22 protein-coding genes are annotated in these 25,163 nt (G+C 72.9%); 8 read left to right on the plus strand and 14 right to left on the minus strand.

What is annotated here, in order from left to right:
• Positions 1-91: 91 nt before the first annotated feature.
• The 3 genes from OG488_RS09335 to OG488_RS09345 form a co-directional block, all read right to left on the minus strand.
• Positions 92-1,552: a glutamate synthase subunit beta gene (locus OG488_RS09335; RefSeq protein ID WP_329227677.1), complete on the minus strand. Its 1,461-nt coding sequence runs from the start codon at positions 1,550-1,552 to the stop codon at positions 92-94.
• Positions 1,545-6,104, minus strand: a complete 4,560-nt coding sequence (gltB, locus tag OG488_RS09340) for a glutamate synthase large subunit (protein WP_329227679.1) — start codon at positions 6,102-6,104, stop codon at positions 1,545-1,547. Before gltB ends, OG488_RS09335 begins: the two co-directional genes overlap by 8 nt.
• A 436-nt stretch (positions 6,105-6,540) precedes the next feature.
• A complete protein-coding gene (locus OG488_RS09345; protein ID WP_329227680.1) occupies positions 6,541-7,272 on the minus strand; it encodes a VIT1/CCC1 transporter family protein in 732 nt (243 codons plus the stop codon).
• A gap of 222 nt (positions 7,273-7,494) precedes the next feature.
• On the opposite strand from OG488_RS09345, the gene OG488_RS09350 reads away from it, so the two are divergent.
• Genes OG488_RS09350 through OG488_RS09380 form a run of 7 tightly spaced genes read left to right on the plus strand, consistent with a single transcriptional unit; the run spans position 7,495 to position 15,404 of the window.
• The gene (locus OG488_RS09350) at positions 7,495-8,688 is read left to right on the plus strand and encodes an ADP-ribosylglycohydrolase family protein (protein WP_329227681.1); all 1,194 of its coding nucleotides are present in this window, start codon (positions 7,495-7,497) and stop codon (positions 8,686-8,688) included.
• Positions 8,685-9,995 (plus strand): ADP-ribosylglycohydrolase family protein, encoded by a 1,311-nt coding sequence (locus OG488_RS09355; protein ID WP_405695651.1) that lies wholly within the window; start codon positions 8,685-8,687, stop codon positions 9,993-9,995. Before OG488_RS09350 ends, OG488_RS09355 begins: the two co-directional genes overlap by 4 nt.
• Entirely contained in the window at positions 9,931-11,127 is a 1,197-nt protein-coding gene (locus OG488_RS09360) for an ADP-ribosylglycohydrolase family protein (RefSeq protein ID WP_329227683.1), read from the plus strand. The genes OG488_RS09355 and OG488_RS09360 overlap by 65 nt, the downstream gene beginning before the upstream one ends.
• Positions 11,124-12,491 carry an ADP-ribosylglycohydrolase family protein gene (locus tag OG488_RS09365; RefSeq protein ID WP_329227685.1) on the plus strand — a complete coding sequence of 456 codons (1,368 nt, stop codon included), beginning with the start codon at positions 11,124-11,126 and terminating at the stop codon, positions 12,489-12,491. The genes OG488_RS09360 and OG488_RS09365 overlap by 4 nt, the downstream gene beginning before the upstream one ends.
• A complete protein-coding gene (gene rbsK, locus OG488_RS09370; protein ID WP_329227687.1) occupies positions 12,488-13,375 on the plus strand; it encodes a ribokinase in 888 nt (295 codons plus the stop codon). The genes OG488_RS09365 and rbsK overlap by 4 nt, the downstream gene beginning before the upstream one ends.
• Positions 13,372-14,589: a CaiB/BaiF CoA transferase family protein gene (locus OG488_RS09375; RefSeq protein ID WP_329227690.1), complete on the plus strand. Its 1,218-nt coding sequence runs from the start codon at positions 13,372-13,374 to the stop codon at positions 14,587-14,589. Before rbsK ends, OG488_RS09375 begins: the two co-directional genes overlap by 4 nt.
• Positions 14,586-15,404, plus strand: a complete 819-nt coding sequence (locus OG488_RS09380) for an HpcH/HpaI aldolase/citrate lyase family protein (RefSeq protein WP_329227692.1) — start codon at positions 14,586-14,588, stop codon at positions 15,402-15,404. The genes OG488_RS09375 and OG488_RS09380 overlap by 4 nt, the downstream gene beginning before the upstream one ends.
• A gap of 71 nt (positions 15,405-15,475) precedes the next feature.
• Here OG488_RS09380 and lgt read toward each other — a convergent pair whose 3' ends face one another.
• The 11 genes from lgt to hisI all read right to left on the minus strand — a co-directional run bounded on the left by lgt (position 15,476) and on the right by hisI (position 24,367).
• Positions 15,476-16,453, minus strand: a complete 978-nt coding sequence (lgt, locus tag OG488_RS09385) for a prolipoprotein diacylglyceryl transferase (protein WP_329227694.1) — start codon at positions 16,451-16,453, stop codon at positions 15,476-15,478.
• Positions 16,454-16,559: 106 nt separating this feature from the next.
• Positions 16,560-17,384 carry a DsbA family protein gene (locus tag OG488_RS09390; RefSeq protein WP_329227697.1) on the minus strand — a complete coding sequence of 275 codons (825 nt, stop codon included), beginning with the start codon at positions 17,382-17,384 and terminating at the stop codon, positions 16,560-16,562.
• A gap of 75 nt (positions 17,385-17,459) precedes the next feature.
• Entirely contained in the window at positions 17,460-18,272 is an 813-nt protein-coding gene (gene trpA, locus OG488_RS09395; RefSeq protein WP_329227699.1) for a tryptophan synthase subunit alpha, read from the minus strand.
• Positions 18,269-19,549: a tryptophan synthase subunit beta gene (gene trpB, locus OG488_RS09400; RefSeq protein ID WP_329227702.1), complete on the minus strand. Its 1,281-nt coding sequence runs from the start codon at positions 19,547-19,549 to the stop codon at positions 18,269-18,271. Before trpB ends, trpA begins: the two co-directional genes overlap by 4 nt.
• Before the next feature lie 133 nt (positions 19,550-19,682).
• Positions 19,683-19,898 carry a tryptophan biosynthesis modulator TrpM gene (gene trpM, locus OG488_RS09405; protein WP_403911404.1) on the minus strand — a complete coding sequence of 72 codons (216 nt, stop codon included), beginning with the start codon at positions 19,896-19,898 and terminating at the stop codon, positions 19,683-19,685.
• Positions 19,899-19,906: 8 nt separating this feature from the next.
• Positions 19,907-20,716: an indole-3-glycerol phosphate synthase TrpC gene (gene trpC / locus OG488_RS09410; protein WP_277334476.1), complete on the minus strand. Its 810-nt coding sequence runs from the start codon at positions 20,714-20,716 to the stop codon at positions 19,907-19,909.
• A gap of 112 nt (positions 20,717-20,828) precedes the next feature.
• The gene (locus OG488_RS09415; RefSeq protein ID WP_329227704.1) at positions 20,829-21,299 is read right to left on the minus strand and encodes a DUF2752 domain-containing protein; all 471 of its coding nucleotides are present in this window, start codon (positions 21,297-21,299) and stop codon (positions 20,829-20,831) included.
• Between the two features lie 94 nt (positions 21,300-21,393).
• Positions 21,394-21,645 (minus strand): HGxxPAAW family protein, encoded by a 252-nt coding sequence (locus tag OG488_RS09420; RefSeq protein WP_329227705.1) that lies wholly within the window; start codon positions 21,643-21,645, stop codon positions 21,394-21,396.
• A 94-nt stretch (positions 21,646-21,739) separates the two neighbouring features.
• The gene (locus OG488_RS09425; protein ID WP_329227707.1) at positions 21,740-22,399 is read right to left on the minus strand and encodes a TIGR02234 family membrane protein; all 660 of its coding nucleotides are present in this window, start codon (positions 22,397-22,399) and stop codon (positions 21,740-21,742) included.
• 82 nt (positions 22,400-22,481) lie between these two features.
• The gene (locus OG488_RS09430) at positions 22,482-23,975 is read right to left on the minus strand and encodes an anthranilate synthase component I (protein WP_329227709.1); all 1,494 of its coding nucleotides are present in this window, start codon (positions 23,973-23,975) and stop codon (positions 22,482-22,484) included.
• 11 nt (positions 23,976-23,986) lie between these two features.
• On the minus strand, positions 23,987-24,367 hold the full coding sequence (gene hisI, locus OG488_RS09435) for a phosphoribosyl-AMP cyclohydrolase (RefSeq protein WP_329227712.1): 381 nt from the start codon (positions 24,365-24,367) through the stop codon (positions 23,987-23,989).
• A gap of 84 nt (positions 24,368-24,451) precedes the next feature.
• On the opposite strand from hisI, the gene OG488_RS09440 reads away from it, so the two are divergent.
• Entirely contained in the window at positions 24,452-25,084 is a 633-nt protein-coding gene (locus OG488_RS09440) for a TIGR03085 family metal-binding protein (RefSeq protein ID WP_329227714.1), read from the plus strand.
• Positions 25,085-25,163: the final 79 nt, after the last annotated feature.

Raw genomic sequence — 25,163 nt, forward strand, 5'->3', positions numbered from 1 at the left:
GCGCCGCGGCGCTCGCCTTGTCCGGTCGGGGACGGGGCGAGCGCCGCGTTCAGTTCCGTACGCCGTTGTACGGGACGTCTGTGTGCCGTGGTCAGACCATCAGGGAACGGTCCGTCGGGCGGATCGGGGCGTGCAGGGCACTGGTCCCGGTCAGGAAGCGGTCCACGCCGCGTGCCGCGGAGCGGCCCTCGGCGATGGCCCAGACGATGAGGGACTGGCCGCGGCCCGCGTCACCGGCGACGTAGACGCCGTCGACGTTGGTCGCGTAGTTCTCGTCGCGCGCGATGTTGCCGCGCTCGTCGAGGTCGAGGCCGAACTGCTGGACGAGGCCGTTGGCCTGGTCGGTGCCGGTGAAGCCCATGGCCAGGGTGACGAGCTGGGCCGGGATGACCCGCTCGGTGCCGGCCTTCTGCTCCAGCTTGCCGTCCTTGAACTCCACCTCGATGAGGTGGAGCGACTGGACGTTGCCGTCCTCGTCGCCCTCGAAGTGGGTGGTGGAGACGGAGTAGAGCCGCTCGCCGCCCTCCTCGTGCGCGGAGGTGACCTTGTAGAGCATGGGGAAGGTCGGCCAGGGCTGGTTGGCGTTACGGTCCGCGCCCGGCTGCGGCATGATCTCCAGCTGGGTGACGGAGGCCGCGCCCTGCCGGTGGGCGGTGCCGACGCAGTCGGCGCCGGTGTCGCCGCCGCCGATGACGACGACGTGCTTGCCCTCGGCGGTGATCGGGGAGACCGTCAGGTCGCCCTCCTGCACCTTGTTGGCGAGCGGCAGGTACTCCATGGCGAAGTGGATGCCGTTCAGCTCACGGCCCGGGGCGGGCAGGTCGCGGGAGACGGTGGCACCGGCGGCGATGACGACCGCGTCGTAGCGGCGGCGGAGCTTGGCGGCGTCGATGTCCTTGCCGATCTCCACCTCCGTGCGGAACTTGGTGCCTTCCGCGCGCATCTGCTCGATGCGGCGGTTGATGTGGGACTTCTCCATCTTGAACTCGGGGATGCCGTAGCGGAGGAGTCCTCCGATGCGGTCCGCGCGCTCGAAGACGGCGACGGTGTGGCCGGCCCGGGTCAGCTGCTGGGCGGCGGCGAGACCCGCCGGGCCCGAGCCGATGACGGCGACGGTCTTGCCGGAGAGCCGCTCGGGCGGCTGCGGGGTGACGTCGCCGCTGTCCCACGCCTTGTCGATGATGCTGACTTCGACGTTCTTGATGGTGACGGCCGGCTGGTTGATGCCGAGGACGCACGCCGACTCGCACGGAGCGGGGCACAGGCGGCCCGTGAACTCCGGGAAGTTGTTCGTGGCGTGCAGGCGCTCGGACGCCGCCGACCAGTCCTCGCGGTAGGCGTAGTCGTTCCACTCGGGGATGAGGTTTCCGAGCGGACAGCCGTTGTGGCAGAACGGGATGCCGCAGTCCATGCAGCGGCCGGCCTGCTTGCTGATGATCGGGAGCAGCGAGCCCGGAACGTAGACCTCGTTCCAGTCCTTGACGCGCTCACCGACGGGGCGGGTCTGGGCGACCTCGCGTCCGGTGGTCAGGAAGCCCTTGGGGTCAGCCATTGGTCGCCGCCTCCATCATCTTCTCGGTGGTCTCCTGCTCGGAGAGACCGGCGAGCTCAGCGGCGTCCTTGGCGGCGAGCACTGCCTTGTAGGTGGACGGGATGATCTTGCTGAAGCGGGCGACCGCGGTGTCCCAGTCGGTCAGCAGCTTCTCGGCGACCGTGGATCCGGTCTCCTCCTGGTGGCGGCGCACGACGTCGTGCAGCCACTGCTTGTCGGTGTCGTCGAGGGTCTCGACGGCGCCGACGTTGCCGGTGTTGACGTTGTCGAGGTCGAGGTCGATGACGTACGCGATGCCGCCGGACATGCCCGCGGCGAAGTTGCGCCCGGTCTCGCCGAGGACGACCGCGTGACCGCCGGTCATGTACTCGCAGCCGTGGTCGCCCACGCCTTCCGAGACGACCGTGGCACCGGAGTTGCGGACGCAGAAGCGCTCGCCGGTCCGGCCGCGGAGGAACAGCTCGCCGCCGGTCGCACCGTAGCCGATGGTGTTGCCGGCGATGGTGGAGTACTCGGCGAGGTGGTCGGCGCCGCGGTCCGGGCGGACGATGACGCGGCCGCCGGAGAGGCCCTTGCCGACGTAGTCGTTGGCGTCGCCCTCGAGGCGCAGCGTCACGCCGCGCGGCACGAACGCGCCGAACGACTGGCCCGCGGAGCCGGTGAAGGTGATGTCGATGGTGTCGTCGGGCAGGCCCGCGCCGCCGAACTTCTTGGTCACCTCGTGACCGAGCATGGTGCCGACGGTCCGGTTGATGTTGCGGATGGCGATCTGCGCGCGGACGGGCTGGGCCGCCTCGGCGCTGTCGGCGTCCAGGGCGTCGGCGGCGAGCTTGATCAGCTCGTTGTCGAGGGCCTTGGCCAGTCCGTGGTCCTGCTCGTTGACGCGGTGGCGCACCGCGTCGTCGGCGAGCTCGGGCACGTAGAAGAGGGGCGCGAGGTCGAGGCCCTGTGCCTTCCAGTGGGTGACGGCCCGCTCGGTGTCGAGGAGTTCGGCGTGGCCGACGGCCTCCTCGATCGTGCGGAAGCCGAGCTCGGCGAGGATCTCGCGGACCTCTTCGGCGATGAACTCGAAGAAGTTGACGATGTACTCGGCCTTGCCGGAGAACCGCTCGCGCAGGACGGGGTTCTGGGTGGCGATGCCGACCGGGCAGGTGTCGAGGTGGCAGACGCGCATCATGACGCAGCCGGAGACGACGAGCGGCGCGGTAGCGAAACCGAACTCCTCGGCGCCCAGCAGTGCGGCGATGACGACGTCGCGGCCGGTCTTGAGCTGGCCGTCGGTCTGGACGACGATGCGGTCGCGCAGGCCGTTGAGCAGCAGGGTCTGCTGGGTCTCGGCGAGGCCGAGCTCCCAGGGGCCGCCCGCGTGCTTGAGCGAGGTGAGCGGCGAGGCGCCCGTTCCGCCGTCGTGGCCGGAGATGAGGACGACGTCCGCGTGGGCCTTGGAGACACCCGCGGCGACCGTGCCCACGCCGACCTCGGAGACCAGCTTCACGTGGATGCGGGCCGCCGGGTTGGCGTTCTTGAGGTCGTGGATCAGCTGAGCCAGGTCCTCGATGGAGTAGATGTCGTGGTGCGGCGGGGGCGAGATCAGGCCGACACCCGGGGTGGAGTGCCGGGTCTTGGCGACCCACGGGTAGACCTTGTGGCCGGGCAGCTGGCCGCCCTCGCCGGGCTTCGCGCCCTGGGCCATCTTGATCTGGATGTCGTCCGCGTTGACCAGGTACTCGCTGGTCACACCGAAGCGGCCGGAGGCGACCTGCTTGATGGACGAGCGGCGTGCCGGGTCGTAGAGACGCTCGGCGTCCTCACCGCCCTCACCGGTGTTGGACTTGCCGCCCAGCTGGTTCATGGCGATGGCGAGGGTCTCGTGCGCCTCCTGGGAGATGGAGCCGTACGACATGGCGCCGGTGGAGAAGCGCTTGACGATGTCGGCTGCGGACTCGACCTCGTCGATGGAGATCGGCTCGCGGCCGCTCTTGAAGCCGAACAGGCCGCGGAGCGTCATGAGGCGCTCGGACTGCTCGTTGACCCGGCCGGTGTACTTCTTGAAGATGTCGTACCGGCGGTTGCGGGTGGCGTGCTGGAGGCGGAAGACCGTCTCGGGGTCGAAGAGGTGCGGCTCGCCCTCGCGGCGCCACTGGTACTCGCCGCCGATCTCCAGCGCGCGGTGCGAGGCGGAGATGCCGGAGGCGGGGTACGCCTTGGTGTGCCGGGCGGCGACCTCCTTGGCGACGACGTCGAGTCCGGCGCCGCCGATCTTGGTGGCGGTGCCGTTGAAGTACTGGGCGACGAAGGCCTCGTCCAGGCCGACGGCCTCGAAGACCTGGGCGCCGCGGTAGGACGCGACGGTCGAGATGCCCATCTTGGACATGACCTTCAGGACGCCCTTGCCGAGGGCGTAGATCAGGTTGCGGATGGCCAGCTCGGCGTCGATGCCCTCGATGAACGTACCGGCGCGGACGAGGTCCTCGACGGACTCCATGGCGAGGTACGGGTTGACGGCGGCGGCGCCGTAACCGATGAGGAGCGCGACGTGGTGGACCTCGCGGACGTCTCCGGCCTCGACCAGCAGGCCCACCTGGGTGCGCTGCTTGGTGCGGATGAGGTGGTGGTGGACGGCCGAGGTGAGCAGCAGCGACGGGATCGGCGCGTGCTCGGCGTCGGAGTGCCGGTCGGACAGGACGATGAGGCGGGCGCCGTCCTCTATGGCGGCGTCTACCTCGGTGCAGATCTGCTCGATGCGGGCCGCGAGGGCCTCGCCGCCGCCGCTGACGCGGTAGAGGCCGGCCAGGGTGGCGGCCTTCATTCCCGGCATGTCGCCGTCGGCGTTGATGTGTATGAGCTTGGCCAGCTCGTCGTTGTCGATCACCGGGAAGGGCAGCGTGACGGCGCGGCACGCGGCCGGCGACGGCTCCAGGATGTTGCCCTGGGGGCCGAGGGTGGAGCGCAGCGAGGTGACGAGCTCCTCGCGGATGGCGTCCAGCGGCGGGTTGGTGACCTGGGCGAACAGCTGGGTGAAGTAGTCGAAGAGCAGCCGGGGGCGCTCGGAGAGCGCGGCGATCGGCGAGTCGGTGCCCATGGAGCCGAGGGGCTCGCCGGCGGTGCGGGCCATCGGGGCGAGGAGGACGCGGAGCTCTTCCTCGGTGTAGCCGAAGGTCTGCTGGCGGCGGGTGACCGAGGCGTGGGTGTGGACGATGTGCTCGCGCTCGGGGAGGTCCTCGAGCTCGATCTCGCCGGTTTCCAGCCACTCCTGGTACGGGTTCTCGGCGGCCAGGGACGCCTTGATCTCGTCGTCCTCGACGATGCGGTGCTCGGCGGTGTCGACGAGGAACATCTTGCCGGGCTGGAGGCGGCCCTTGCGGACGACCTTGGCGGGGTCGATGTCCAGGACGCCGACCTCGGAGGAGAGGACGACGAGGCCGTCGTCGGTGACCCAGTAGCGGCCGGGGCGCAGACCGTTGCGGTCGAGGACCGCGCCGACCTGGGTGCCGTCGGTGAAGGTGACGCAGGCCGGGCCGTCCCAGGGCTCCATCATCGTGGAGTGGTACTGGTAGAAGGCGCGGCGGGCGGGGTCCATGGACGCGTGGTTCTCCCACGCCTCGGGGACCATCATCAGCACCGAGTGCGGCAGCGAGCGGCCGCCGAGGTGGAGCAGCTCCAGGACCTCGTCGAAGGAGGCGGAGTCGGAGGCGTCCGGGGTGCAGACGGGGAAGATCCGGTCGAGCTGTGCGTCGCCGAAGAGGCTGGACGCGAGCTGGGACTCGCGGGCCTTCATCCAGTTGCGGTTGCCCTTGACCGTGTTGATCTCGCCGTTGTGCGCGACGAAGCGGTACGGGTGGGCGAGCGGCCAGCTGGGGAAGGTATTGGTGGAGAAGCGGGAGTGGACCAGGGCGACCGTGGTGGCGAAGCGGCGGTCGGAGAGGTCCGGGAAGAACGGCTCCAGCTGCCCGGTGGTGAGCATGCCCTTGTAGACGATCGTGCGTGCGGAGAGCGACGGGAAGTACACGCCGGCCTCACGCTCGGCGCGCTTGCGCAGGACGAAGGCCTTGCGGTCCAGCGCGATGCCGGTGCTGGTGCCGTCGGCGACGATCAGCTGGCGGAACTCGGGCATGACGGCGCGGGCGCCGTTGCCGAGGATGTCCGGCGTGACCGGGACCTGGCGCCAGCCGAGGACGTCGAGGCCCTCTTCGGCGGCGATCTTCTCGATCTGCTTCACGGAGTCGGTGGAGTCGTCCGCGGGCAGGAAGGCGATGCCGACGGCGTAGGAGCCGGCCTCGGGGAGCTCGAACGCGACCTCTTCACGGAGGAAGGCGTCCGGGACCTGCAGGAGAATGCCGGCGCCGTCACCCGAGTCGGGCTCGGATCCTGTGGCGCCGCGGTGTTCGAGGTTGCGCAGTACGGTCAGCGCCTGCTCGACCAGCTCATGGCTGGCCACACCGGTCAGAGTGGCCACGAACCCGACGCCACAGGCGTCGTGCTCGTTACGGGGGTCGTACATCCCCTGCTGGACAGGGCGACCGTCCATGGGCGACCAGGCGTCGGAACGCATCGGCTCTCCCGTCGTCGTCGTGGCATGTGCTGTGCCGAGGGACGACGCTGGCCCTCTGCGAAATTTCGTGCAGGTTACATGATGGAACGCTTCTCAAAAAGCGAATAGTCCGTTCCACCATGCGGACACCACGGAGTCGTGGTGCGGTGGGTCACGATCGGAAGGACCCGTGTGGATCACTGCCCGGGGGAGACCGCAGAGTGCAGGCGTCGTTGCCCGCGAGTGTCTACGGCTCTTGCCCGGCGGTCATGGAATCGAAACCGCCGAGTAACGGCTACTTATGTGTAGCGCTGCATAGCGTCTCACTTTACGGCGGGCCTACCCCGTAGGCCCAGTGACGTGCGTCAAGACGTACGTCACACCCGTGCAACACCGCGGGGCGCCCGGGAAGTCCCGGCCGCCGGGGCCGGGGCGCCGCGGACGCCCTGTCGGGGCCTCAGCCTGCGGCGACGCCGAAGAGCGTGCCCAGAGCGTACGTGATCGCGGCCGCTGCCCCGCCGAGCACGAGCTGCCGCAGTCCGCTGAACCACCAGGTGCGTGCCGTCACCCGGGCGACCACCGCGCCGCAGCCGAACAGGCCGGCCAGGGCGAGCAGCACGGCGGGCCACATCGCGTCGGCGCCGAGCAGGTAGGGCAGGACGGGCAGCAGGGCGCCGAGCGCGAAGGCGCCGAAGGAGGACACGGCGGCGACGAGCGGTGAGGGCAGGTCGGACGGGTCGATGCCCAGCTCCTCGCGGGCGTGTATCTCCAGGGCCTGCTCCGGGTCCGTGGAGAGCTGCCGGGCGACCTCCCGGGCGAGGGCGGGCTCGACGCCGCGGGACTCGTAGAGCGCGGCGAGCTCCTCCATCTCGTCCTTGGGGTGTTTGCGCAGCTCACGTCGCTCGACGTCGAGCTCGGCCTCGACGAGCTCACGCTGCGAGGCGACGGAGGTGTACTCCCCGGCGGCCATGGAGAACGCTCCGGCGGCCAGCCCGGCCAGGCCCGTGATGACGATGGTCTGCTGGGAGACCGAGCCCCCGGCGACGCCGGTCATCAGGGCGAGGTTGGAGACGAGGCCGTCCATGGCGCCGAACACCGCGGGCCGCAGCCAGCCGCCGTTGACGTCACGGTGGGTGTGGTTGTCGCGGTGGGCCTCGTGCAGGACGGCGTCGGTCTCGATGATGGACACAGCTCTCCCCATTTCCGGGAGCGGACCCCGTGGACTTCTCCCGCCCCGCACCGTCGAAAGTACGCACGAAAAACGGCTCCCGCCAGCAAGGAAGGCCGAACTTACCTACTGCCGGAGCCTCACCCGGCCGGACGATTTGTACGAAATAGGGGCCTCTCTTCGTCCCGATCGGGGAAACCTCGCACATCCGGTTGTTCCGGGTGGGAGCGAAGGGTCGAGACGATGGAGCTCATGGCGGACAGCCCGGCGGCGGACACGGGTGACCGGGCGCGGGGGGCGTTGCTGGGGCTCGCGGTGGGGGACGCCCTCGGCGCCCCGGCCGAGAACCTGCGCCCCTCCGAGATCCGCCGCCGCTGGGGCCGCATCGAGGGCTTCGTCAGCGACGATCCGGCGGGGACCGACGACACCGAGTACGCGATCTTCTCCGGGCTGCTGCTGGCCAGGCACGGTTCGGCGCTCACCGTCTCGCATGTCGAACGGGCCTGGCACCACTGGATCGCCGATCTCGACGAGGGCCCCTTCCGGGGTGCCGGTTTCAGCGAGCGCGGCACCCTGGAGAACCTGCGGCGCGGTCTCGCCGCACCGATCTCGGCCCAGCACCGGCACGCCTGGAGCGACGGTCTCGCGATGCGGGCGGCACCCTTCGGGGTGTTCGCCGCGGGCCGGCCCGCGGAGGCCGCCCGTCTGGTGGCCGTGGACGGGCGGGTCAGCCATGACGGCGAGGGCATCTACGGCGGCCAGGCGGTCGCGGCGGGGGTGGCGGCCGCGATGGTGGGGGCGGGGCTCGCCTCCGTGATCGCCGCCGCGCTCTCGGTCGTGCCGATGGACTCCTGGACGGCCCGATCCCTGCGCCGCGCGGTCTCCGCCGCGCAGCGCTCGTACCCGGACCGGCTGACGGCGGAGCGCGCGGTCCGCTCCGCCGTGGTGATCGGCGGCTACCCCTGGACGGATCTGGCGCCGGAGGCGGTGGGCCTGGCCTTCGGCGCGCTCACGGTGGCGCGCGGCGACTTCCGCGCGGCGGTGCTCACGGCCGTGAACATGGGCCGGGACGCCGACACGACCGCGGCCGTGGCGGGGGCACTGGCCGGCGCCCTGCACGGGGCGGCGGCGATCCCCCGGGAGTGGGCGGCGGCGATCGGCCCGGTGCGGGGCAGTTGCCTGCCGTCGATGCGGGGCTACCACGTCCTGGACATCGCGGAGCTCCTGACCCCGGACGACGGGGAGGAGCCACCGGGCACCCCGCCGGTGACGGGCCGGGAGCCCGCCGCCGCGCCCTGCTCCCCGCGGCACGAGATGTCCGGTCCGCCGTCCGGCGGGCAGCCGTCCGGCGGGCAGCCACCCGCCTGGCACGCGCCTGCCCGCACCGGGCCCGCCGCCGGCACCCCCGTGTCCGGCGCACGGCAGGACGCCCGGTGACCGGTGACCGCGCCTCCCGGGGCGCGCCCACCGCACCGGCGGAACCCGCCCCGCACCTGGCCATCCGGATCACGGCGGAACCTGCCGCCGGTGGCCGCGACACCCTGGACAGGCGGACCAGGATCGAGGGCCTGCTGCTCGGGCTGGCGGCCGGCGACGCCGCCGGGTGGCCGGCCGCGCGCCACCGGGCCGCGCGGATGCCCGAATGGACGAGGCGGCTGACCCGGGAGCTGGACACCTTCGCGGAGCAGAACGCGACGACGACGCTGCCCGTGCCGATCGCGCTCAACCAGCCGCCGGAACCGCTGCGGCTCGGCCCGTCCGACGACGCCGAATGGGCGGCGTTCGCCGCACGCACGGTGCTGGCCGCCGCCGCCGACCACGCGCCGGACCTCTCCCCCGGCCACCGGATGCGGGACGCGGTCGACCGGGCGTGGAACGCGCTGGCCGCGAAGGTGGCGGCGGCGAGCGCCAGGGCTCCCGAGGTCGAGTCGGCCGTCCTCCCGCTCCGGGCCCGGATCTCCGTGCGCGCCGGGCTCGGCAATCTCGCCGCCGGGCTGCGCCCGCCCGCCACCGGCCACGACAATCCGCACTACTTCGACGACGCGGCCTGCGTGCGGGCCGCCGTGCTCGCGGTCGTGCACCCGGGCGACCCGGCGGCCGCGGCCGGGCTCGCCGAGTTCGACGCCCGGTACACCCAGGACGGTGACGGGGTGCACGGCGCGCGCGCCGTCGCCGCCGCGGTCTCCGAGGCGCTGGCGGGCGCGGACGTGGACGCGGCGGTGGACGCCGCGCTCGCCCAGCTGCCCGACGGCACGGAGATCGCCCGGAACGCGGTCCACGCCGTGCGGCTGGCCCGCGAGTTCGCCGGTGAGGCGGCGGGCGCCTTCGCGCTCGTCCCCGTGCTGGAGCACCAGATCGTCGACCACGTCTACAGCTACGGGATCGCCGCCGCCGAGACCGTGCCGGTGGCCCTGGCGTTGGCGACGGCCGCCCGGGGCGAGATCGCGCAGGCCGTCCCCGCCGCGGCCTGTCTCTCCCGGGTCGCGGACTCCGCGCCCGCCCTGGCCGGGGCGCTGACCGGTGCACTGGGTGGTTCGGTGACCGTGCCGGCGGGCTGGCGGGAGGCCTGCCGCACGCTGGCCGGGTGCGCGCTGCCCCGGCTCGCCGGGACGGATCTCATCGAACTCGCCGGGCTGCTCGCAGCCACGGAACCGGCCACCCCGGGTGGACAATTCCGGCATGGCACACAAAACATCCGAACCGCTCGCGGCCGGCACGACCACCACGACGCTCACCCTGGATGAACGCGTCACCGGAGCGCTCGTCGGCGCGGCCGTCGGGGACGCGCTCGGCGGTCCCGTCGAGGGCTGGACGCCCGAGCAGATCACGGAGCGCCACGGCGGCCGGGTGACCGGCGTCGTCGGCCCCTGGTACGGCGACGACTGGCGCACGGCACGCCCGATCGCCCCGTACCACAAGGGCGACGGGCACGTCACCGACGACACCCTGATGACCCATGCCCTGGTCCGGGTCTACGAGACCGTACGTGGCCATCTCGACGCGTACGCGGTGGCCGACCACCTCGTACCCGACCTGATGTCACGCCCCCGCTGGATCCCGGAGCTGGAGGCCGAGGCGCTCCCCCTGCAGCGGATCTTCCTCGCCGAGAAGTGGATCGTCACACGGCTGCACTACGGGCACGCCGACCCCCGCGAGGCGGGTTCGGGGAACGTCGTCAACTGCGGGGCCGCGATGTACATGGCCCCGGTCGGCCTGGTGAACGCCGCCCACCCGGAGGCCGCGTACGCGGAGGCGCTGGACGTGGCGGGGGCGCACCAGTCCTCGTACGGCAGGGAGGCGGCGGGGGTGCTGGCCGGCGCCGTCGCCGCCGCGTGCGTCCCGGGCGCCACGCCCGGTTCCGTCGTCGAAGCGGCTCTGGCCCTGGCCAAGGACGGCACCCGGTCGGCAATCGAGTCGGTGTGCGAAGTGGCCTCCCGCCACAGCGACTTCGAGTCCGCCCTGGTGCCGCTGCGCGCCGCCGTCGCCCCGTTCGACACGGTGGGACCCCACTACCGGGACCCCTCGCTGGGTGCCCGGCGGCCGTCCCGGCTCCACTCCATCGAGGAGCTGCCGGTCGCGCTCGGCATGCTGCTCGTCGGGGGTGGCGACTACCGTCGCACGGTGCTCGGCTCGGTCAACTACGGCCGCGACTGCGACTCGATCGCCACGATGAGCGGGGCGCTCGCGGGCGCGCTCCACGGCGAGCAGGCCATCCCCGTCGACTGGGTGAAGACGGTGGCCGAGGCCAGCCGTCTCGATCTGCACGCCCCGGCACGGGCCCTGGCGGAGGTCGCCCGTGAGGTCTTCGCGCAGGACACCGCGCGGCGGCGCACGCACGAGGCGGCGTTCGCCGAGCTGGCCGGCGAGGGCCGGTGACCCTCCGCCTGACCTGGGTCCAGCCCGAGGACCTGGTGGGTCACGAGCTGCGTCAGGCCGCGCAGGACGGCCGGGACACCGGGGACATCGGACAGCGCTGGTACGCGGCGGGCGGCGCCCCGGCCCCCGGGCGTGCCGGGGCCTCGGAACCGGCCGCCCCGGCCCGGCTGCGCGCCCTGGCCGAACGACTCCTGGACGAACTCGACATCCTGGAGAGCCCGTTGGAGGGGGACGAGCCGACGGAACTGCCCGCGATCCGGGCCGCCTGCCCGCGCTGGCCGGCGCCGCCCGGTGCTCCGGTGTCCCTCGACAGCGACCGTCTGCACGCGGCCTGGCTGGGCCGGGCCGCCGGCTGCCTGCTCGGCAAGCCGGTCGAGAAGCTGCCGCTGGCGGGTATCCGTGCCCTGGCCCGTGCCACCGGGAACTGGCCGCTTACCACGTGGTTCACCGCCCGGGGCGTGCCGGCCGGCCTGGCCGCCGCCCACCCGTGGAACCGCCGCTCGGCGCCCACCTCCCTCGCCGAGAACATCGACGGGATGCCGGAGGACGACGACCTCAACTACCCGCTCCTGACGGTGCTGCTGCTCCAGCGGTGCGGCCGGGACTTCAGCACGTCGGACGTGGCCCGCCTCTGGCTGGACGAGCTTCCGGCGGGCCGTGTCTTCACCGCCGAACGCGTCGCGTACCGCAATCTGCTCGACGGCGTCGAGCCCCCGGCCACGGCCCGCCGGCGCAACCCCTTCCGGGAGTGGATCGGCGCGCAGATCCGGGCCGACGTGCACGGCTGGACGCACCCGGGCGACCCGGGGGCCGCCGCCGCGCAGGCCCACCGGGACGCGGTCCTCACCCACACGGCCAACGGGGTGTACGGGGCGATGTTCACCGCCGCCGCCCTCGCCGAGGCCGCGGGCGGCGCGACGGATGTGCACGGCTGTCTCGCGGCAGGGCTCCGTGTGGTGCCGCCCCGCTCCCGGTACGCGCGGGCGGTACGGCTGGGCATCGGGACGGCCCGCGCGGGACGGGACTTCGACACGGTGGTGGACCTGCTCCACGAGACCTACGGGTCCACCCACCACTGGGTGCACGTCCTGCCCAACGCGGCGCTGCTCGCCGCCGCCCTCACCCACGCGGAGGGCGACTTCTCACGCTCCATCGGCTGCGCGGTCTCCGGTGGCTGGGACACCGACTCCAACGGCGCGACGGCCGGTTCGCTCGCGGGCCTGCTGGCCGGGCGCGCCGCCGCGCTGCCCGACCGCTGGACCGCCCCCCTCAAGAACCGTCTCGCCACCTCCGTCGCCGGCTTCGGCTCCGTCGGCTTCGACACCCTCGCGGAACTGACCTATCAGGAGGTACACCGCCCATGACAGCGATCGCGGTGCTCGGCAGCACCAACATGGACCTGGTCGCCTACGTCGACCGGGCACCCGGGCGCGGGGAGACCATCACCGGACGGGAGTTCAGGACCGTCCCCGGCGGCAAGGGCGCCAACCAGGCCGTCGCCGCGGCCCGCGCGGGGGGCGAGGTCGTGATGATCGGCGCGGTCGGCACCGACGAGTACGGCTCGCTGCTCCGGACGAATCTGGAGCACGCCGGCGTGGACACCGATCTGCTGCACACCGTCGCGGGGCCCAGCGGCACCGCGCACATCGTCGTCGACGACGAGGGGTCCAACGCGATCGTGGTGGTTCCCGGCGCGAACGGCACGGTGACCGCGCTCGGGCCGGGCGAGAGGGCGGCCGTGGCCGCGGCCGGGCTGCTGCTCCTCCAGCTGGAACTCCCGCTGTCGGCGGTGACCGAGGCGGCGCGGACGGCGAAGGCCCACGGGGTACGGACGATCCTCACCCCCTCCCCCGTCCAGCCGCTGCCGCCCGGCCTCCTGGACTCCGTCGACCTGCTGATCCCGAACGAGCACGAGGCCGCCCGGCTCACCGGGCAGGCGGAACCGCACGCGGCCGCGGAGGTCCTGCTCCAGCAGGTCCCCGAGGTCGTGATCACGCTCGGCGGGAAGGGCTGCCTGTACGTGGCCCGGGGCGGTGAACCACCGGTCCTCTTCCCGGCACCCGAGGTCACCGCCGTCGACACGACCGGCGCCGGTGACACCTTCGTCGGCACGCTCGCCGTGGCGCTCGGCGAGGGCAGGTCCGTCCCCGAGGCACTGGGCTGGGCGTCCTCGGCGGCGGCCCTCTGCGTGCAGCGTCACGGCGCGTCGACGTCCATGCCCTACCGCAGCGAGATCGATGCCGCATGAGCACTCCCGCGACGACTCCCACGGGGCCGACGGCTCCGCTCTCCGGCCTGCGGGTCCTGGACCTCGCCACCCTCTTCGCCGGGCCGCTCGCGGCCACCATGCTGGGGGACTTCGGGGCCGAGGTCATCAAGGTCGAGCACCCGCGCAAACCCGATCCCTCACGCGGGCACGGCCCTTCGAAGGACGGGATCGGCCTGTGGTGGAAGCTGCTCGGCCGCAACAAACGCACGCTGACCCTGGACCTCTCCTCCCCGGGCGGCAGGGACGTGCTGCTGCGGCTGGCCGCGGAGACCGACGTGATCGTCGAGAACTTCCGGCCCGGCACGCTGGAGCGCTGGGGGCTGGGCTGGGAGGAGCTGCGCGCCGTGAACCCGCGGCTGGTGCTCGCCCGGGTCACGGGCTTCGGCCAGTCGGGCCCCTACGCGCACCGGCCCGGCTTCGGCACGCTCGCCGAGGCGATGAGCGGCTTCGCCGCCGTGACCGGGGAGCCGGACGGGCCGCCGACCCTGCCGCCGTTCGGGCTCGCCGACTCGATCGCGGCGCTCGCGACGGCGTACGCGGTGATGACGGCGCTGGCCGGACGCGACCGGACCGGCGGCGGGCAGGTGGTGGACATGGCGATCATCGAGCCGATCCTGACCGTGCTGGGACCGCAGCCGCTCTGGTACGACCAGCTCGGATACGTCCAGCCGCGGACCGGCAACCGCTCCCGCAACAACGCCCCGCGCAACACCTACCGGACCGCGGACGGCCACTGGGTCGCCGTCTCGACCTCCGCCCAGTCGGTCGCGGAGCGCGTGATGCGGCTGGTGGGCCGCCCCGAGCTGATCGAGGAGCCGTGGTTCTCCGCGGGGAGCACCCGCGCCGAGCACGCCGACGAGCTGGACGAGGCGGTGGGCCACTGGATCGCCCGGCGCACCCGGGAGGAGGCGGTGGACGCGTTCGAGAAGGCCGAGGCGGCGATCGCTCCGATCCAGGACGTACGGGACGTGATGGAGGATCCCCAGTACCGGGCGCTGGGCACGATCACCGAGGTCGACGACCCCGAGCTGGGGCCGCTGCGGATGCAGAACGTGCTCTTCCGGCTCTCGGAGACACCGGGGGCGATCCGCTGGGCCGGGAGGCCGCACGGAGCGGACACCGAGGAGATCCTGGGTGAGCTGGGCCTCACCGCCCCGGTGATCGCGGCACTGCGGGACGAGGGCGCGCTGTGACCGGCCCGGCGGTCGCGCTGACCTGGCTGTACGTTCCCGGCGACCGGCCCGGGGTGGTCCGCAAGGCGCTCGGCTCGGGCGCGCACGTGGTGATCGTCGACCTGGAGGACGCGGTCGCCCCGGACCGCAAGGAGTACGCCCGGTCGGCGACGGCCGAGCTCCTCTCCGACCCGGTCACCACGGACCCCGGGGCGGTGCCGGTCCACGTCCGGGTCCACGGCGAGGACGACGTGAAGGCGCTGGCGGGGCTGCCGGGACTGTCCGGGATGCGGCTCCCCAAGATCACCCATGCCGCGTCGGTGCACCACGTCGCGGCCCTGGCGCCCGGGGTGCCGCTGTATCCGCTGCTGGAGTCGGCGCTGGCGATCGAGCACGCCTACTCGATCGCCGGGGCACATCACGCCGTACGGGGAGTCGCGCTGGGCGAGGCGGATCTCCGTGCGGATCTGGGGGTGCGGGGCGACGCGGGGCTCGACTGGCCGCGCAGCCGGGTGGTGATCGCGGCGCGGGCGGCCGGACTGGACCCGCCCGTGATGTCGGTGTACCCCGACGTCCGTGACCTGTCGGGGCTCCGGTCGTCGTGCGCCCACGGGAGGGATCTCGGTCTGCTCGGCCGGGCGGCGATCCACCCCCGGCAGCTGCCGGTCATCGAACGCGCCTTCCGTCCCACGGCGCGTGAGGTCGAGGCGGCGGAGCAGATCCTGGAGGCGTCCCGGGCCGAGGCGGGGGCACAGGCCCTTCCGGACGGGCGGTTCGTCGACGCGGCTGTGGTGGCGACCGCGCGGCGCACGCTCTCGCTGGCCGGCCGCCGCTGAGGCCGGCGCACATGCGAAGGGGCCGCCGGACCTCTGTGGTCCGGCGGCCCCTTCGGCGGGTCTGCGGGGTGTCAGCTCCGGTCGGCCTTCTGCGGGGTCCCGTCGGCCTCCGGGGCCTCCGCCTCCGGGGTGATGTCCTCGGTGGCCTCGTCGGTGTCGGGGCCGGTGGCCTCGTCGGTGGATTCGGCCGTCCCGTCGGTGGGGCCGGTCTTCTCGCCGTCCCCGGTCGCGTCCACGGCGGCGGGTTCGACGATCTCCTCGCGGCCGGGGCGCACCTTCGCCGAGATCACGATGTACGTCACGGCGAGGACGAACACGACGATCGCGGTCCACACGTTGAGGCGGAGGCCCAGCACGTGGTGCGCCTCGTCGACACGCATGTACTCGATCCAGCCGCGGCCCGCGCAGTACGCCGCGACGTACAGCGCGAAGGCCCGCCCGTGTCCGAGCTTGAAGCGGCGGTCGGCCCAGATGACCAGGAGCGCCACGCCGACGCACCACAGGGACTCGTACAGGAACGTCGGGTGGTAGGTGCCCTGGACGCGGTTCGTGCCCTCGCTGATCTTCAGCGCCCAGGGCACGTCCGTCGGCTTGCCGTACAGCTCCTGGTTGAACCAGTTGCCCCAGCGCCCGATCGCCTGGGCGAAGGCGATGCCGGGGGCCAGCGCGTCCGCCCAGGCCGGGAGCGGGATCCCGCGCCGGCGGCAGCCGATCCAGGCGCCGACCGCGCCGAGAGCGATCGCGCCCCAGATACCGAGGCCGCCCTCCCAGATCTTGAAGGCGTCCACCCAGTCCTCACCGTCGCTGAAGTACAGCTGGTAGTCGGTGATGACGTGGTAGAGCCTGCCGCCGACCAGGCCGAAGGGCACGGCCCAGACGGCGATGTCGGCGACGGTGCCGGCTTTGCCGCCCCTGGCGATCCAGCGCTTGTTGCCGAACCAGACGGCGACGAAGACACCGATGATGATGCAGAACGCGTAGCCGCGGAGCGGGATCGGGCCGAGCTCGATCACGCCGGTCGACGGGCTGGGAATGAAGGCAAGGTTCATGACGGGGTCGACGCTACCCTGCCGGACGGGACGTACGGCAAGCCGTCCGGCAACTTCTGGGTAACGGGACCCCCTGCGGAGTACCCGCAGGGGTGCGTCCCCGCGCCTAGGACTTCGACGGTGTGGCCCCGACGGTGCCCGGCTTCTTGCCCTTGTTCGCCTCCGCCACCCACTTCTTGATGGTGGCCTCGGAGATCTGCTCGTTCCCCTTCTTCGGGAAGATCGACTCGCCGTTGAGCAGCGCCGTGGGGGTCCCCTGGAAGCCGCCCTCGCCGAACGCCTTGTTGGACTTCTCGACCCAGCTGTCGTGCGTGCCGTCCTCCACGCAGCTGCGGAAGGCGGGGGTGTCCAGGCCGTCGACCTTGCCGGCCAGGTCGATCAGCTTGCTGTTGTCGCCGAAGGCGTCGTCGGTCTCGGCGGGCTGGTTGCGGTAGAGGACGTCGTGGTACGGGGCGAACTTGCCGACGTCCTGGGCGCAGGCGGCCGCGTTGGCCGCGCGCAGGGAGCCGCTGCCGCCGAGGTTGCCGTCGATGATCGTGGCCAGGTGGTACTCCACCTTGAGCTGCCCGCTGTCCGCGAGCTCCGTGATCGTGTCGCGGAAGGCGTTCTCGAACTGGGCGCAGACCGGGCAGCGGAAGTCCTCCCAGATCGTGAGCGTGGACGGTGCGTCGTCGGCCCCGACCTGGAGGGCGAGGCCGTCCTCCCCCATCGCCCCGGACGGGGTGACGGCGGGCCCGGCCTCGCTGTCCTTGTCGTTCTTCCCGGCGTTGGCGGCGATCACGCCGATCACGGCGGCGAGCGCCAGCACCCCCACCACGGCGGTCGCGACGATCAGCGTGCGGCGGCGGCGCTCGCGCGCCCGGTCCTGCTCACGCTGCTGGACGAGCCGGTCGCGCGCGGCTCTGCTTCGGTCTCGGTTCTTCTCGCTCACACCGCGCAAACGAACCGGGGAGGTGCGTGAGCGCCTCCCCGGTCCCAGGTCCACCCGTACGGATGACGACGGCTGTCAGCGCTTTCGAACGCCTTCGGCCAGTTCGCCCGCGAGGGCGCGGACGGCGGCGAGACCCGCGGCCTCGTCGGGCGCGTCGAGCATCCGCTTGACGAAGGCGGAACCGACGATCACCCCGTCGGCGAAGCCGGCGACCTGCCGGGCGTGCTCGGCGGTGGAGACGCCGATGCCGACGCAGACCGGCAGGTCCGTGGTGGCCTTGGTGCGCCGCACCAGGTCCTGGGCCTGCTCACCGACCGATTCGCGGGTGCCGGTGACCCCCATCAGCGAGGAGGCGTAGACGAAGCCGGAGCCCGCCGAGGTGATCGTGGCGAGGCGTGCGTCCTGGCTGCTGGGGGCGACGACGAAGACGGTGGCGAGGGAGTGCTTCTCGGCGTGCTCCCTCCACAGTCCCGACTCCTGGACGGGCAGGTCGGGCAGGATGCACCCGGCGCCGCCCGCGTCGGCGAGCTCGGCGGTGAAGCGCTCCACGCCGTACCGGTCGATCGGGTTCCAGTACGTCATGACGAGGATCGGCGCGCCGGTGGCCTCGTGCGTCTCCCGGACCGTGCGCATGATGTCGGCGATCCTGACCCCGCCGCGCAGCGCGATGTCGTCGGCGGTCTGGATGACCGGTCCGTCGAGCACCGGGTCGCTGTGCGGGAGGCCCACCTCGATGACGTCGGCGCCGCCGGCGACGGCGGCCTTGACGGCCTCGATGCCGCCGTCGACGGTCGGGAAGCCTCCGGGCAGGTAGGCGATGAGCGCCGCCCGGTCCTCGGATGCCGCCCGGGCCAGCGTCGATTCGAGAAGCTCTCGGTTGCCGCTCACTTGGTGACCTCTTCCTCTCCGTCGGCCACGTCGGCCTCGACGACGGCGTCGGCGCCGTCGTACAGCCCGAAGTAGCGCGCCGCCGTGTCCATGTCCTTGTCGCCGCGGCCGGACAGGTTGATCAGGATCAGGCCGTCCTCGCCGAGCTCCCGTCCGACCTCCAGGGCCCCGGCCAGCGCGTGCGCGCTCTCGATGGCCGGGATGATCCCCTCGGTGCGGGAGAGGAGGCGCAGCGCCTGCATGGCGGCGTCGTCGGTGACCGCGCGGTACTCGCCGCGGCCGACGTCCTTGAGGTAGGCGTGCTCCGGGCCGATGCCGGGGTAGTCGAGCCCCGCGGAGATGGAGTAGGGCTCGGTGATCTGGCCCTCGTCGTCCTGGAGGACGTAGCTGCGTGAGCCGTGCAGGATCCCGGGCTCGCCCGCGGTCAGGGTCGCCGCGTGCTCGCCGGTCTCGACCCCGTGGCCGGCCGGTTCGCAGCCGATGAGGCGGACGCCCTCGTCGGGGATGAAGGCGTGGAAGAGTCCGATGGCGTTGGATCCGCCGCCGACACAGGCGACCGCGGCGTCCGGAAGCCTGCCGGCCCGCTCCAGGATCTGGCGGCGGGCCTCGACGCCGATCACCCGGTGGAAGTCGCGGACCATCGCCGGGAAGGGGTGCGGCCCGGCGACCGTGCCGAAGAGGTAGTGGGTGCGGTCCACGTTGGCGACCCAGTCGCGGAACGCCTCGTTGATGGCGTCCTTGAGGGTCCTGGAGCCGGACTTCACGGCCACGACCTCGGCGCCGAGCATCCGCATCCGCGCGACGTTCAGGGCCTGCCGCTCGGTGTCGATCTCACCCATGTAGATGGTGCACTCGAGCCCGAACAGGGCGCAGGCGGTCGCGGTGGCGACGCCGTGCTGGCCCGCCCCGGTCTCCGCGATGATGCGGGTCTTGCCCATGCGCTTGGTGAGGAGGGCCTGGCCCAGCACGTTGTTGATCTTGTGCGAGCCGGTGTGGTTGAGGTCCTCGCGCTTGAGGAAGACGCGGGCGCCCCCCGCGTGCTCGGCGAAGCGCGCGACCTCGGTGAGCGCGCTGGGCCGGCCCGTGTAGTCGACCATGAGGTGGTTGAGCTCGACGGCGAAGGCCGGGTCCGCCTTGGCCTTGTCGTACTCCACGGCGACCTCGTCCACGGCGGCGACGAGCGCCTCCGGGATGAACTTGCCGCCGTAGGCGCCGAAGTACCCCTCGGCGCTGGGGATCAGACCCTCGGGGTCCGGGATGAAGAAGTCGGACGACATGCGATGTGCTCCTCGAATCGCAACGGGTGGTGTCACCGTATGCGCCGTGGGCGGAGCGCCGCGCCGACCGGTGGGCGGTCGGTGCGGTGGGTCGTGCGGATCCCCCTGTACGGGGGGCGACGGCCGGGGCTCGCTACGGCGCGGACCCCGTGCGCCATCGCATGCCGTTGACCTGTCCGGGCTCGTCGCCGATCACGTACCGGACGCGCCGGCCGTGCACACGCCGGGCGGGCGCGCGGCAGCCGCGGGGGCGACAGCCGCGCGCCAGCGGCGCGTGCGGGTCCCGGGCGCTCGCCCCGGCGGGGCGCAGGCCCGGCCGGATGCGGGCGGTGGGACGGTCGGCGGACACGGGCCGGTTCAGCCCCGTCCGTGCCGGAGCGCCGGGTGGGCGCCCGCGGCGACCAGGTCGGCGACGGCGGCCCGGGGGTCGCGGCCGGTGACCAGGGACTCTCCGACGAGCACCGCGTCCGCGCCGGCGTTGGCGTAGGCGATGAGGTCGTGCGGGCCCCGGACGCCGGACTCGGCGACCTTGACGATGTGGTCGGGGATCTCGGGGGCGACGCGTTCGAAGGTGGAACGGTCGACCTTGAGGTCCTTGAGGTTGCGCGCGTTGACACCGATGATCTTCGCTCCGGCGTCCACGGCGCGCTCCGCCTCCTCCTCGTCGTGCGCCTCGACGATCGGCGTGAGGCCGATCGACTCGGCCCGCTCGATCAGCGAGACGAGGGCCTCCTGGTCGAGGGCGGCGACGATCAGCAGGGCGAGGTCGGCGCCGTAGGCCCGTGCCTCCCACAGCTGGTACGAGGTGACGATGAAGTCCTTGCGCAGGACCGGGATGTCGACCTTGGCGCGGACGGCCTCCAGGTCGGCGAGCGAGCCGCCGAAGCGGCGCTCCTCGGTGAGCACCGAGATGACGGACGCCCCGCCGGCCTCGTAGTCCGCGGCGAGCGCGGCCGGGTCGGCGATGGCGGCAAGGGCCCCCTTGGAGGGGCTGGAGCGCTTGACCTCGCAGATGACGGTCACACCCTCGCCGCGCAGGGCGGCGACTCCGTCCTTGGCCTGGGGAGCGCGCGCGGCGCGTTCCTTCAGCTCGTCGAGGCTGACGCGCGCCTGCCGCTCCGCGAGGTCGGCGCGAACGCCGTCAATGATCTCGTCGAGCACACTCACGCGAGCGGCCCCCTTCCGAAGCGGTGATGGAACAGGATCAGCCATGTCGATGGTATCCGCAGGAGGGCTCAGGGCTCGCATCCGGCGGCCTCGCGTCCCACTCCCTGGTCATTCACGGCGCGAGCGCCGAGCCGAAGGGCAGGTTCCTGACCACGGAGAACACCAGCAGGACGGCGCCGACGCCCCACCAGTGGACGGGCGCGAGACCGATCCGCATCGGCCTGCCCCGGCTCGCGCGGACCGTCCAGAGCAGCCAGACCGCGGCGAAGACGGCGTAGCCGACGACGGCCAGGGCGTTGGCGCCGAGCGCGGTGGTGAGGTCCCCGTGGGCGAAGGCGTACGCGCTGCGGAGACCCCCGCAGCCGGGGCAGAACACGCCGGTGAACCGGAGCATGGGGCAGACCGGGTAGTGACCCGGCTCGTTCGGGTCGACCGCGGCGACGTAGCCGAAGGCCCCGACGACGGCGGCCATGACCCCGGCGGGGACCGCGAGCCGACGGAGCAGGGAGGCCCGGGCGGGGGCCGGCGGGAGCCCGGGCACGGGGCCGGGGCCGGGGGCTGCGGGAGAGGCTGAGGCGTCCACGCGGTGATTGTCCCCGCTCACGCGGAGAGGCGCAGCCCGGTCCGGGCTGCGCCTCGCGTCGTGTGCGGGGTCCGGCACCTGCCGGTGGACCGCCTCAGGCCGTGATCTGGGCCTGCGAGGCGCGGGCCCTGGCGGCCGCCATCTCCTCGGACTCCTTCGGCATGCCGAGACCGGCCAGCTTCATGGCGAGACCGACGACACCCCCGAGGAGGACGACGACGATCCCGGCCCAGAAGCCGAGCGTGTTCGCCGCGACCATGAAGAGGCCCGCGATGCAGAAGCCGATGAAGGAGATGATGACACCGGTCCAGGCGGCCGGGGTGTGTCCGTGGCTGCTGCCCGCCATGAGTTGCTCCTTGTTGGTGTTGCGCTGAAGGTGTCGCTGTGGGAAAGGCCCGCTGCCATTGTCCCGTACGCGCCGGTGGACGTGAGGCTGGGGGTCACGCCTCGCGCGTCGGGTCCTCGCCGCGGTCCAGTGCCTTCCACAGTTCCTCGGGCCGCTCGGGGTCCGGGGCGGTGCGGGGGGCCTTGCGGGGGCGGGGGGTGCCGTCGCGTTCGTACCGCCCCGACATGGCGGGCCAGCGCCTGCCGTAGCGCAGGGCGAGCAGCCCGGCGAGCAGGATCAGCAGGCCGCCGGCCGCGGTGACGTAGGGCCACGCGGTGTGGCTGAGGGCGCCGACGGTGGCCGCGGTGTCGCCGGTGGTCTGCGCGGCCCGTTCGTCGAGGGCCGCGCTGTCCGAGGCGCCCGCCCAGGCGCTCAGTCCGGCGCCGAGGCCGCTGAGGGCCAGCAGGGCGGCGACGGCCAGCCGTCCGCCGCCGCGGACGGCGAAGACGGCGACGAGGGCGGCCAGGCCGACGACGGCCAGGGCCGCCGGGAGGCCGGTGACGTCCTGGCCGTCGGCGCTCAGCGGCAGGACGCCGCCGCCGACGGCCGCCTCGCCCTTCGCCCAGGTCTGCCCGGAGGCGAGGAGTACGACGGTGGCGCCGGCCGCCCCGAGGAGCAGTCCGGCGGCCAGGCTTCGGCGGCTCGCCGCGCTGTCGGGCGCGGAGGCGGCTCGGGAACGGGGCTGGGGTACGGGGACAGCACTCACGTACCCCACTATCCCCTACCGGCCCGGACCGGTCGGCGAAAGGGGGCCGGTAGGAGGGCCCCACGGTGCCGGCGGCGGCGTGAGACCCGTCTCAGTGGGCCCCGAGGCGGTTCGCCGTGTGCACGGCGCGCAGGACCGCGGCGGCCTTGTTGCGGCACTCGGTGTCCTCGGCGACCGGGTCGGAGTCCGCGACGATGCCCGCGCCCGCCTGGACGTAGGCCGTGCCGTCACGGAGCAGGGCGGTCCGGATGGCGATGGCGGTGTCGGAGTCCCCGGCGAAGTCGAGGTAGCCCACGCATCCGCCGTACAGGCCGCGCCGGGACGGTTCGAGCTCCTCGATGATCTGCAGGGCGCGGGGCTTGGGCGCGCCCGACAGGGTGCCGGCGGGGAAGCAGGCGGTGAGGACGTCGAAGGCGCCGCGGCCCTCGGCGACGCGTCCGGTGACGGTGGAGACGATGTGCATCACGTGCGAGTAGCGCTCGACCGACATGAAGTCGACGACCTCGACGCTGCCGGGTTCGCAGACCCGCCCCAGGTCGTTGCGGCCGAGGTCGACGAGCATCAGGTGCTCGGCGCGTTCCTTCGGGTCGGCGAGGAGCTCGTCGGCGAGCGCCTGGTCCTCCTGCGGGGTGGCGCCGCGGTGCCTCGTCCCGGCGATCGGATGGACCATCGCCCGGCCGTCCTCGACCTTGACGAGCGCCTCGGGGCTGGAGCCGACGACGTCGAAACCGTCGAAGCGGAAGAGGTACATGTACGGCGACGGGTTGGTGGCCCGCAGGACCCGGTAGACGTCCAGCGCACTCGCCGTGCACGGCGTCTCGAAGCGCTGGGAGGGGACGACCTGGAAGGCCTCGCCTGCCCTGATGCGCTCCTTGACGTCCTCGACGGCGTCCATGAAGGCCTGGCCGCCCCAGAGGGCGGTGTAGGGCGGGAGCTCGGAGGGCGGCAGCGCTGCGGGGGCGTTCTCCACCGGGCGGGAGAGGTCGCGTTCCATGGCGTCGAGCCGGGCGACCGCGTCCGCGTAGGCCTCGTCGACCCCGGTGTCCAGGTCGTTGTGGTTGATCGCGTTGGCGATCAGCAGGACGGTGCCGTTCCCGTGGTCGAGCACGGCGAGGTCCGAGGTGAGCAGCATGGTCAGTTCGGGGAGCTTCAGGTCGTCGCCGCCGTGCTCGGTGATCCGCTCCAGCCGGCGCACGACGTCGTAGCCGAGGTAGCCGACCATGCCGCCGGTGAACGGGGGCAGACCGTCGTCGGCGACCAGGTCGCGCGGGGTGTGCAGGGTCTCGACCGTGGCCCGCAGCGCCTGCAGCGGGTCCCCGTCGACGGGGACGCCGACGGGCGGGGCGCCGAGCCAGTGGGCCTGTCCGTCGAGGGCGGTCAGGGTGGCGGCGCTGCGTACCCCGATGAAGGAGTAGCGGGACCAGGTGCGGCCGTTCTCCGCGGATTCGAGGAGGAACGTGCCGGTGCGCTCGGCCGCGAGCTTGCGGTAGAGCCCGACCGGGGTGTCGCCGTCCGCGAGGAGCCGGCGGCTGACGGGGATGACACGCCGGTCGACGGCGAGCTTGCGGAACGTGTCGAGATCCATGGCGGCTGACCTTATCGGGGCGCGGTGAGCGGGAGGACGTCCTGGTCGAAGCAGGTGCGGTCGCCGGTGTGGCAGGCGGCACCCGTCTGGTCGACCTTCACCAGGACGGTGTCGGCGTCGCAGTCCAGGGCGACGGACTTCACCCGCTGGACGTGTCCGGAGGTGTCGCCCTTGACCCAGTACTCCTGGCGGCTGCGGGACCAGTAGGTGCAGCGGCCGGTGGTGAGGGTGCGGTGCAGCGCCTCGTCGTCCATCCAGCCGAGCATGAGCACCTCGCCCGTGTCGTACTGCTGGGCGATGGCCGGGACGAGACCGTCGGGGCCGCGCTTGAGGCGGGCGGCGACGGCCGGGTCGAGATTGCTGGCGGGCGTGGAGCCGGGCGTGCTGGTCATGGGCCCATTGTGCCGCGCCGGACGGGGCCTCCCGGTCGTCCGTCCACTGGGCGGACCGGGGGCGGCGGTCGTACGCTGGCGGGCATGTCGACCCATGCGAAGCGTGAACGTCTTCTGCTCGCCGACCTGTTGGAAGCGGCGGGCCCCGAAGCCCAGACCCTGTGCAACGGCTGGAAGACCCGTGACCTGGCCGCCCATGTCGTGGTGCGCGAGCGCCGTGCGGACGCGGCGGGCGGGCTCCTGCTGGGCGCCCTGAAGAACCGGCTGGAACGGGTCCAGGCCGAGTTCGCCGCCAAGCCGTACGAGGAGCTGATCCAGCTCATCCGTACGGGGCCGCCCCGGTTGTCACCCTTCGGGCTGAAGCAGCTGGACGAGGCGGCGAACACCGTCGAGTTCTACATCCACGCGGAGGACGTGCGCCGGGCGCAGCCCGACTGGTCGCAGCGGGACCTCGATCCGGTCTTCGCCGACGTGCTGTGGTCGCGCACCGAGAGGACGGCCCGGATGATGGGCCGCCGCTCGCCGGTGGGTCTGGTGCTGCGGCGCCCCGACGGCCAGACCGCGGTGGCCCACAAGGGCACCCCGGTGGTGACGGTCACCGGGGAGCCGGGTGAGCTGCTGCTGTTCGCGGCGGGGCGGCAGGACGCGGCACGGGTGGAGCTGGACGGCGACAAGGACGCGCTGGCCCGGCTGCACACGGCGGAGCTCGGCCTGTAGCCGGGCCGGTCCGTGGCGGGTCCGGTCCGTGGCGGGTCCGGCCGTGCGGGCCCCGGGGAGGCCGGGCCCGCCCGTGTGC

The sequence above is a fragment of the Streptomyces sp. NBC_01460 genome (assembly GCF_036227405.1).
GTDB lineage: Bacteria > Actinomycetota > Actinomycetes > Streptomycetales > Streptomycetaceae > Streptomyces.